This is a genomic window from Bradyrhizobium sp. SBR1B (assembly GCF_014198205.1).
In the GTDB taxonomy this organism is placed as follows: domain Bacteria; phylum Pseudomonadota; class Alphaproteobacteria; order Rhizobiales; family Xanthobacteraceae; genus Bradyrhizobium.
In genome coordinates, this window is record NZ_JACIHC010000004.1 from 444210 (window position 1) to 453461 (window position 9252).

The 9252-nt window shown below is 62.8% G+C and carries 9 protein-coding genes; 1 reads left to right on the top strand and 8 read right to left on the bottom strand.

What is annotated here, in order from left to right:
• The first annotated feature begins 27 nt into the window (after positions 1-27).
• Positions 28-834, top strand: a complete 807-nt coding sequence (locus GGD61_RS13855; RefSeq protein ID WP_183230791.1) for a DUF3800 domain-containing protein — start codon at positions 28-30, stop codon at positions 832-834.
• A 225-nt stretch (positions 835-1059) separates the two neighbouring features.
• Here GGD61_RS13855 and GGD61_RS13860 read toward each other — a convergent pair whose 3' ends face one another.
• The 8 genes from GGD61_RS13860 to GGD61_RS13895 all read right to left on the bottom strand — a co-directional run bounded on the left by GGD61_RS13860 (position 1060) and on the right by GGD61_RS13895 (position 8665).
• Positions 1060-4509: an LPD38 domain-containing protein gene (locus GGD61_RS13860; protein ID WP_183230792.1), complete on the bottom strand. Its 3450-nt coding sequence runs from the start codon at positions 4507-4509 to the stop codon at positions 1060-1062.
• A gap of 331 nt (positions 4510-4840) precedes the next feature.
• A complete protein-coding gene (locus tag GGD61_RS13865; RefSeq protein ID WP_183230793.1) occupies positions 4841-6445 on the bottom strand; it encodes a hypothetical protein in 1605 nt (534 codons plus the stop codon).
• A 135-nt stretch (positions 6446-6580) separates the two neighbouring features.
• Positions 6581-6820 carry a hypothetical protein gene (locus tag GGD61_RS13870; RefSeq protein ID WP_183230794.1) on the bottom strand — a complete coding sequence of 80 codons (240 nt, stop codon included), beginning with the start codon at positions 6818-6820 and terminating at the stop codon, positions 6581-6583.
• Complete coding sequence (locus GGD61_RS13875; RefSeq protein ID WP_183230795.1) at positions 6820-7041, bottom strand: hypothetical protein; 222 nt, start codon at positions 7039-7041, stop codon at positions 6820-6822. Before GGD61_RS13875 ends, GGD61_RS13870 begins: the two co-directional genes overlap by 1 nt.
• A gap of 11 nt (positions 7042-7052) precedes the next feature.
• Positions 7053-7601 (bottom strand): hypothetical protein, encoded by a 549-nt coding sequence (locus GGD61_RS13880; RefSeq protein WP_183230796.1) that lies wholly within the window; start codon positions 7599-7601, stop codon positions 7053-7055.
• On the bottom strand, positions 7598-8149 hold the full coding sequence (locus GGD61_RS13885) for a hypothetical protein (protein WP_183230797.1): 552 nt from the start codon (positions 8147-8149) through the stop codon (positions 7598-7600). The genes GGD61_RS13880 and GGD61_RS13885 overlap by 4 nt, the downstream gene beginning before the upstream one ends.
• Positions 8150-8157: 8 nt before the next feature.
• The gene (locus tag GGD61_RS13890) at positions 8158-8328 is read right to left on the bottom strand and encodes a hypothetical protein (RefSeq protein ID WP_183230798.1); all 171 of its coding nucleotides are present in this window, start codon (positions 8326-8328) and stop codon (positions 8158-8160) included.
• Positions 8288-8665, bottom strand: coding sequence for a hypothetical protein (locus GGD61_RS13895; RefSeq protein ID WP_183230799.1), 378 nt, complete (start codon positions 8663-8665; stop codon positions 8288-8290). Before GGD61_RS13895 ends, GGD61_RS13890 begins: the two co-directional genes overlap by 41 nt.
• Positions 8666-9252 lie beyond the last annotated feature (587 nt).

Below are 9252 nucleotides of genomic sequence, written 5' to 3' on the forward strand. Positions count from 1 at the left end.
ATTGATCCACACTCTGAACTTTTCAAAATGATCAACTACGTTGCCTACATAGACGAAGCTGGAGATGAGGGATTCGGAAAACTGGCAACAACCAACAGCGGTGGGCAATCCCGCTGGCTGATCATCGGCGCCTGCGTTGTTACACGCGAAGATGATCTAAGGCTTCCAAGCCTTCGCGATTCTATCTCGGCTCGACTGGCTCGCCGCCAAAGAGAAATCCATTTTAGAGACCTTAAGCACGCCCAGAAGGTTGTTGCCTGTCAGGAGATTGCAAAGTTTCCGTTGAAAATCTGCGTAACGCTGTCGCACAAGATAACACTTCCAGGCTCGTCCTATGAAGCCACGTTTAAGAAGCGAGGCTACTTATACAATTATCTCGTCAGGTGGTTGCTTGAGCGCGTTACGACAAGCTGCGCCAACGATGCCGGATTTGAGTCGTGCTCGCTACGGCTTGTTTTTTCGAGGCGAGCTAACACCGACTACCAAACAATGAAAGACTATCTGATCTTAATGCGTGACGGGCGCGAATTGATGCGCCCGGTACGATCGATCAATTGGAAGGTGCTCGACGTCGACAACATATCCGTTGAGAACCACAGCAAATGGGCCGGTCTGCAGATCGCTGACTGCATCACAAGTGCGTTCTTTCAAGCGGTCGAACCGAACGCCTATGGCAACTATGAACCAGCGTATGCAAATTTATTGCGAGGGTGCGTGATGCGGCCTCCTCAGGGCGGGAGCGCTCTCAATGTCGGCGTCGTTCCGGTGCCGTCGTTCGTCAAGTGCCAAGCCGACGATGCTCAGCTCGCGTTCTTCAAGTCCTTCACGCAATGAAGTGGGCAGGCCCTCGGCCCCTGATCCACACCGCAAGGGTGCTGCCACCTAGAAGGTGACTCGGGGTATCTCCGACGCTTGCCTGCCCAGCCACAAGATAGAGATTCTTTGTTAAAAAACAACAACTTATTAAGTTGTTGATATGCTTCATGTTCTTTGTATGTTCCCTCCGCGCAACTGCAGTCCCCTCGTCGGGGGTGTCCACAACAGTGGGGGGCGCCGCCCTTATCGCGCCGCCTCGCCGGTCTTCTTCAGCGCGGTCTCGGCATCCCGCACCATCTGCTTCCCGGCCTTGCCGATCTCGATCATGTTGAAATACAGGCTGTCGATCAGCTGCCGCTTCTCCTCGGCCTTCACGGTCGGGTTCTTGTAGATGTCACGGACCAGCTGGGAGTGCTGCGACAGCGTGTCCTTGATGGCGTCGAGCCGGACAAACATCATCGGCCCGCCGGCCGTCTGGATGCGCGACATGGCATCGACGTCGCCCTCCTTCGCCTTGGCCAGCCATGTGTCGTAGAACATCTTGGTGATCTCGTGCTGGTCGTAGAAGTCCTGCAGCGACTGTGCGTTCGCGGAGGGGTAGCGCACCACGAACGCCTTCACGACCGGGATGTCGGCCAGCGTGTCGGTCGGCTTCACCGGATCGGGCAGCACCCCGGCCTTGCGAAGGCCAGCATCCGCCGCCTGCAGCGCGTATACGCCGAGCCCGCCGGTCCAGCCGCGGATGTAGTTCTCCATCAGGATCGGCGACGTGGTGGCGCGCGCGATCGGCCCGAATGGGGCGCCGGGCCCGACGGCGGTCGAGCGCATGCCGGGGAACGCGCTGACGATCTGGGAAAGCCGCTTGGCAAGTTCGGTCGTGTAAGGCGTGTACTGGTATTCCGGCAGATGCTTCTCCTGGTCGGCCGGAATCAGCGTCCGGTCGGTCATGGTGGACCGGTTGGCGTATTGCTCGAGCAGCGGCTGGGCGAAGGTCGGGACCACGCTCGGCGTCACGATGTCGACGATCGACTTGCCGAACTTGTCGAACGCCTCCGGGTTGTTGCCGACGGTCTGATCCAGGATGCGCTCGACGCCGGAGCCGAACACCAGGCCGAGCTCGAACGGCTTCGGGATCCGGTAGATGTGATCTTTCGTCATCACGATCCAGAACAGGTCTTTCTGCCAGTGCGGCAGCTCCTGGTAGCGCGGGTCGTCGTGGTTGGCCCACCAGAGCAGGACCGACGGCAGGGTGATGCCGCCGACAACCTTGGCCGTGGTGTTGAAGGGCCGGTCGACGAAGGCGCGGCCGACCCGGTCCAGACCCTGCACCTGGGCGTTCATGAAGGCCGTGATCATGTTTGCCGCGCGCATCGAGGCGCCGATCCGGGCGAAGTCGAGGGTGACCTCGCGGGAGGCGAAGGCGGCGCCCTGGATGGCCTCCTTGCCTTCCCCGCGCATCTTCTTGAACTCGGCCAGCCGGGTGGCGTTCTCGGCCAGTTCGGAGACCATGCGCAGGCCGCGGATCGGGCTGGTCACCACGTTCCAGGAGCGTTCCATCAGGCCGGTCTCGCCGGACAGTTTGGCCAGGCTCTCCTGCATGTAGCGGCGGTCGAGCGCGACCATGGTGGCATTGGCGCCGCCGCCCTTCATCCAGTCCTGGAAGTCGGCATCCTTGCGGATCGCGCTGATCAGGCCCTTAGCGGTGTCGACCGGGGTGAACAGCCCGCGGCCGCTGTTGACGAAGGCGGTGGCGAAGTCGCGGACGATGTTTCGGACCATGAAGTCCGGCGAGAGCGTGGCACCGGCGCGCAGGCCCTTGGCCGGCAGCGCCAGCATTCGGGTCAGCAGGTTCGCGCTATCCTGGTCCAGCCCGCGGAAGGCGCGCACGAGCTCGGGATCGTCGACCTTGACCGTCTCCTTCACGCCGTTGCGGAACGCGCTGAGCGTCTCGCCGTCCTCGGGGATCGCCGTCTTGACGAAGTCGACGATCGCCTCGGGCTCGGTGATGCCGTGCTCCTTCAGGTAGGAGACGAGTTCCGGGTCGGACGGCGCGCGCTTGGTCACCTTGACCTCGGCCCCGTCCTTCTTCATGGCGTCGATCAGCTTGACGCCGACGGCGTTACGCTCGGCCACGGAGATGTAGGCGTAGGTGTTCTTGATGACGGATTCGAGTGGGTCGATGATGTCGCGCTCGGAGCCCTTCAGCCGCTTCACCGGGTTGCCGGGCCCGAACGACTTGCCGGCCGCGCCGCCGGTCTCAGGCTCAATCACGCGGTAAAACGGGATGTAGTTCTTGCCGGCTTCGACCATGGCACCGAACGCCTCGTCGGACAGCACGCCGCTGTCCTTGAGGTAGGTCAGCACTTTGTTCTGATAGTCGACCAGTTCGGTCGCTGCCCGGCCATATTTCCCCTCGCCTTCGGCCGCGACCCGCGCAGCCGCCTCCGCATCCATGCCAGACGTGCGGCCGCTCGCCTCGATCTCGATCGCGCGCTTGGACGCCAGATAGGCCCGGAAGCCGTCGAGGTCCTTCGCGACCGGCTCGATGATCTCGGCCAGCGGCTTGCCGTTGGTCTTGTAGGTGGCGAAGTCGAAGGTGCCGTGCTCGATGAAGTGCTCGGCCTTGCCGAACTGGCCGCGGGTCAGCCGCGCCAGCTGATAGGCGTCCTCATCCACCGCTTTGAGCGGGTGCAGGTCGTCAACAATCCAGGTGTAGATCTTGTCCCATGTCACGCGATCTCTGGGCGCGCGGTCCCCGACGCTGATCTTGTCCAGGATCTTCTTCTGGGCGGCCTCGAACGAGCCCTCCGGGGGCGGCGCAGGAGGCTCAGCGGGCGGCTTGGGCGGGCCAGGAGGCTCGCGGGGCGGTCCGCCCGGCAGGACGTCCTTGTCGCTCGACAGCAGCGCCTGGGCCACCACAGGGTCTGTCTGGGCATCGTGGGCGATCTCGGACGGGTGCAGGCCCCGCTCCTCATACGCGCGCAGCATCTTCTCCTGCACCGGCATCGGCGCCTTGTCGCCGCCGACCACCTCGGCCGCAGTGACGAAGTCCTCGGAGCGGGCGATCGACCCGATCGGCTCCGAGACGATCTCTCCAGTCGGCGTGCGGGTGCGGCGTGCCGTGGCCTGGCCGCCCATCAGCAGGGTCGCGATGGTCGCCATGTGCGCGCCGTCCCGACGCGCGCGCGCCTGCTCGGCCTCGTTGCCGCCGGTGACCTCGGCCGCGACCTGTCCGCCGACCGCGCCGGCGGCGTAGACCGCCGCGTTCAGCCCGCGGAACGTCGCCTCGATCGCGTTGTAGGTCGCCCGGATGCCGGCCTCGTTCAGGAATCGGATGCCGCTGGTGATGTCCCGCGGCGCGTCCGGATCCTGGAAGATGCCGAGTTTCTGCAGCCGCTTGGTGTCCTCGGGCGACAGTCCGGTCGGCGCCGGGCCGAAGCCGGCCGCGCCGCCCTCGTAGATTGCCCCCAGCACGCGGCCAGCGATGTTCGGCCCCGCCGTCTTTTCGAGGTTTTCCACAGGGTCAGGCTCGATCGAGAACCGGCGCAGGTAGGCCTCCGGGATGTGGGCCGGGGCCTCGACGCTCTGCCGCACGGGCTGCCAATCATCATCGCCGCCCGTTTCAAAGACCTCAGCGTTTGAAGCTTCGCGCTGTGGGACCTTGACCCAGTCGTCGACCTCCACGTTCGTCATCGGCGCTTCTCCTTACGATTTCTGATACACAGGACGCGGATTTGAAAACTGGAGGAGTCCTGTGAACATAAAGCACGCTCTGTTTGGTCTGACGGTCGCAATCAATTTGTCAGGTGCCGGGCTCATGGTTTTGTTGCCCAACGAAAAATGGATCGGACTATCCCTAACGGTCGTCGCCTCACTCTTTGGCATCTGGATCTACGTCCTAAACGCGATTGAATCGAAGAGCTTGAAAGAAAAGGTCGAGAGATCTCACGTTGCCTCGTCGCTGTTCTTTCTCCAGAACTTCAGCTAGCGCGAGCGCGCCAAACACCAGGAAGGGGATGCGTATTCAAGGCACCTTGTCCGCTGCAAGGTTGCAGAAGGTGCCGCCAGTGTTGAATGCCCCGGAAGCACCGATGAACCGAAAGCCGGCAGCGTTGGCTGTCGTGACGTACTGATCGAAGCCGCACGCGCCGTTTGAGTTCGCCGAAAGCCCATAGGCCATGCTGCGGTTCACAGCGGCGCCTGCGATCGCCGCCGGATTGATCGCGATACCCGCGCCACCATTGCCGGACAGATTACAGTTGGAGATCACGAAGTCGCTGTTCGCTGTGTTGAGGTTGTCGGGCTCAACATCGATGCCATGGCCTGGTGCCGTCACCGAGCCAGTCATCAGGCATCCATCCAGTCGGAAGTTCTGCACGCCAACCAGCGATGTGCCATTCCGCTGCTCCGACGCGCCCGTCAAGTTCGACGCTTGCACGTTCGTGGAAACGCCGGTCGTCGTTGAATTCCCGCCGAAATAGTAACAATCGGCAGTGCAGTTGATGGAGGACGTGTCCCGAATGGTGACGTTCGTCGCGCCAGCCAGATAGATGTTTGCGTATGAGAACGGTCCGGTGCGGTTGGCCTTGTTGCCGTCCCATGTGCCGCCGTAGATCTTGACGTTGCTTGGTCCAGGCGCTGTGCCACCGGTAGCGTCGGTCAGCAGAAAGCCGGTCGCTGCATTGGCGCCATTGCGCGCCTTGAATGTTCCGCCGTAGGCGAAAATCGTGACGTTGCTCGGAACGATGACGTACTGGCTATAGGTGCATGTCCTGCCTGGCGGCAACAGGCCCAAATAAGTGCCGGAGATGCCGTTGAGCCAGTTCTGGATCGCGGTGCGATCGTCGGTCGAGCCGTCGCAGGCCGCGCCATAGTCCATCGGCGTGCGTGTCTGCGTCGAGAGGCTGCTAGTCGTCACCCATTTCGAGACGCCATCGCTGCGCAATGAAACTCGTGCGTACGCCGAATTGAGGATCGTGGTGGTGCCGCCGTTGACCGTGTCCGAGCCAGAGCGCTGGATGGTCAGGGTGTTGGTCGACGAGACGCCGCCAAAATAATCCGCAACCGTGATCTCTTGGCCTGCGTTGACAGAACTGGCGGCCGGCAATGTCCAGACGCGCGCGGCGGTAAGCGTGGCGGTGGTGCCGACGGTGCGGTCGGTCGACAGGATGGTGTAGATGCTGTCGCCGTGGCCGGTGTAACCCTCGACATTGAGCCCGGACGATCCGCGCGCCGCGGCCGCCGTGATCTGGCCGGTGCCGCCCTTCGCGACCGACAGCGGCAACGCCAGCCAGCTCGGGTCAGCGCCCGCACCGCCAGATTGTAGCAGCGAGCCAGCGGCGCCGGGCGGCAACCCGGTCCAGCCGGAGAGGCCCCGGTAAGGGATCATGCCTCGGGTCGAGCCGAGCGTGGAGTCGAACAGGTTCGAGGAGAACAGCTGCGAGTTCGGGATTGCCTGGGCCGGACCTGGGCCAGTACCGAGCCGCCCGATGACGGAGTTAGCTGGGATCGTGGGAAACGTCTGCGCTGTAGCGGTAGTCGGCAAGAACAGCAGCGCCAGCATTGACGCGGCGGCGAACTTCAAGGTCCGTATTGACATGATCGGCCGATGAATCTTGACGGCTGCCATCCGTTGGCACGCTCGTCAGTGTCTCGGCCTTATCCTCGTCGGGGGGCCGCCTGGTCCTTTCTGCCTTGTCCACGATGGGGGGCGTTTACTTCCGATCGGCTTGTCCTTGCGGGGCCGAACTCTCGGTTAGACGCTTTACTTCGACGCCGCTTCCACGGCGCGTCTTGCTTCCGGATTTGCTTCAACCGCCTGCCTGAGTTTGATCTGCAGCGACCAAAATCCCGGCGCCGGTTTCTGCGAAAGAGGCTGACGATCGAGTGAGCGCTGAAGCGCGACGGCTTCAGCCGGCGTGAGCGCGAGATTCATGCTCGCATTGTCTTGGGCGAATGCCGGAGCGCTCAAGAGCAGCGCGCAGATGGTCAGGAACTGGCGCATCAGAGCTTCACGTCCAGGCCGGCGGCCGCGACCCACGGCGCGGTCTCGATGAATAGGCGGAAGGCATTCAACGCATTCAGTGCGTCTTTCTTCGTCCACCCGGCCCCGTCGATAATGCGGAGATCGATGCCAGCGCCCGCGCTCGATGAGGTGCCCGTGGTGAAGTCGGTCTGCTTGAAGCCCTGAAGACCGCGATTCAATGCAATGTAGTGATCTGCCATTTTCTATCTCCTCATGCTGCTTTGACGGGCGACGTTAGGACAATGTCCATCAGCATAAGATCGCGCCTGTGCTGACCATTGCCGGCCAAGAGCTCTTTGACCCAGGCCTGATCGCGCATCCGTTCAGCCTTCAGCCGTGCAACAGCGTCGTATTCCTGAGGCGTGACTTCGCGACTGGTCAGCGTCTCTCGGATCACTTCGTCCCGGATGCCGAGATCGCGAAACATCTCCGTCGCGCCGATCATCTGGAGGCGACCGGTTGACTGAAACGGCGCATCGTCAAGCAGACCAGCCATCGCCATGTCGACGTCGGGAGCACCACCGCTGTCGATCTTGACCTGCAAGTCGCGCATTTCTTTGGCATAACGGGGATTACCACCCAGATACTCCTCGCGCCAACTCGGGTCCGCCTTCAATGCGCTTAGCCGTGTGGCAGCTTCCGCGCCGGTGGCAGGGATTTCGGGAGCCGGCGGCGGTGCAGGTGCCGGCGGCGGCGCGGCGGTCGCATGTGACACGATCATCTCGCCGAGCGTCGCGCCCGGATTTCCCCAGCTGCTCATGCGGCTTCTCCCCGTCCCTCGTCTTGATCGTCCTGGTCACCTCGCTCGAGCGCCTCGATTGCGGCGCGGGCGCCGTGCTGCAGACCGCGGAGAACCGGGTCGTTGAAATATTCGTACGGCAGGCCACCCTTGTTCGGATGGCAGCACCGCTCGACGCCGGGCCCGATCATGCACTCAGCCGCAGAGCAGCCGGTGCAGCAGCCTTTCGCGCTGATGCCGGCGAGCAGCTCATCCATGTTGGTGTTGCGCAACTCGAGCACTCGGGCCGATGCCGCCATGCGTTCAATTTCCTGCGCCCTCACCTGCGCCGCGCGGAGCTCCTCGACTGCGGTCCTGGCGGCCGCGATCTTGGCGCGATGCTCGGTCAGCTTTTCGGTCGCGCCAAACCGCCGCTCGACCGCTGCCAGCGTGAGATCAGCACCCTCGGTCTCGAGTGCCGCGAGGATGGCCAGGGCGCCGTCGAGCTTCTCGGCTAGGCTTTCGGAGCGGTTGTTGGTCTTGTTGATCTTTTGGGACGCGTTCCCGCTGCTCAGTCCAAGCGCTGTCATGATCCACCTCACGCTGCTTCAGAGCGCTGTTCATTGGCGCGCTTCCGAGCGGCCAGCGCGTCCTCGACCAAGTTCACCAGGAACTGGCTGATCGGCCGGCGCTCCGCTTCGGCAGCAGCGCGGATCTCGTCCGCAAGCTCAGTTCTGGGTCGGAGGCTCAGTAACGGCTTCTGCGACATCGACGTCTCCGTTTGTTGACATCAACATCTGATCACTTCGATTGATGATCAACGCACCGGCTTTTCCAGGCGATACGGGACGTTTTCGTGGTTGCCATAGATGGCGCACCCGCGCCGCAGCCTGCGGATCTTCGACCACCACCACCGCCAGCCCGAGGGCGCCGAGCAGCGCGCCGAAACTCATCGGGCCCAAGTTTTTGATGCCAGCCAAAATTTTCGACGTATAGCCGGGTTGCACGCCGCTGATGGCGTCGATCGTCTCGTGGCTGATGTTGAGCTCGTCCCGCCGCGCGCGCAGGGCTTCGACCAGCTCCGGCATGTTGCGGATCATGGTCATTGTCTACAGGCGCTCCGGAATTTTCCGGGCCGGCCGCGAAAGAGAGCGGGGACATGAAATCCACGAGAGCGCGCAGGATTTCCCCCACCCCCACCCCCGCCCGGTCTTTTCGTGGCCAGCCATGGATATTTCGCGCTCGACCGCGCTGCCGCCTGGCGAGCGCATCGGCTTCCAAGAGTGCTGAAGTTCATGAGAGAGCGCGCGCGAAAACCCTTTCCCGAACGGCAGATATTGGACGTGCGTTGGACACGACGCAGCAAAACCGCGTGTTTTCAGGCTCTGCCGATATTCTTCTCCACCTTGTCGGAGTGGATATCGCTCGCCAGACCGCGGGACGACCGGATCGTAACAGTTACGTTCTTGGTCGGTCCTACTCGGGATGAGTGGATATACCCGACCGAGCGCGATCGAGTGGCGCGGAAGTTGGGAGTTACTGCACACATCCCGATGGTCAGCTGTTTTCTGCCCTTCCCTTCCTTGAGCGGCGGGAACGCCTAGCCGCGACCCAGCGGCGTTGGGCGCTTCCAACGCTGGGGGGTATGGGGGGTTGGAAGCACGACGTTGGAAGCGGGTTGGAAGCACTTGGA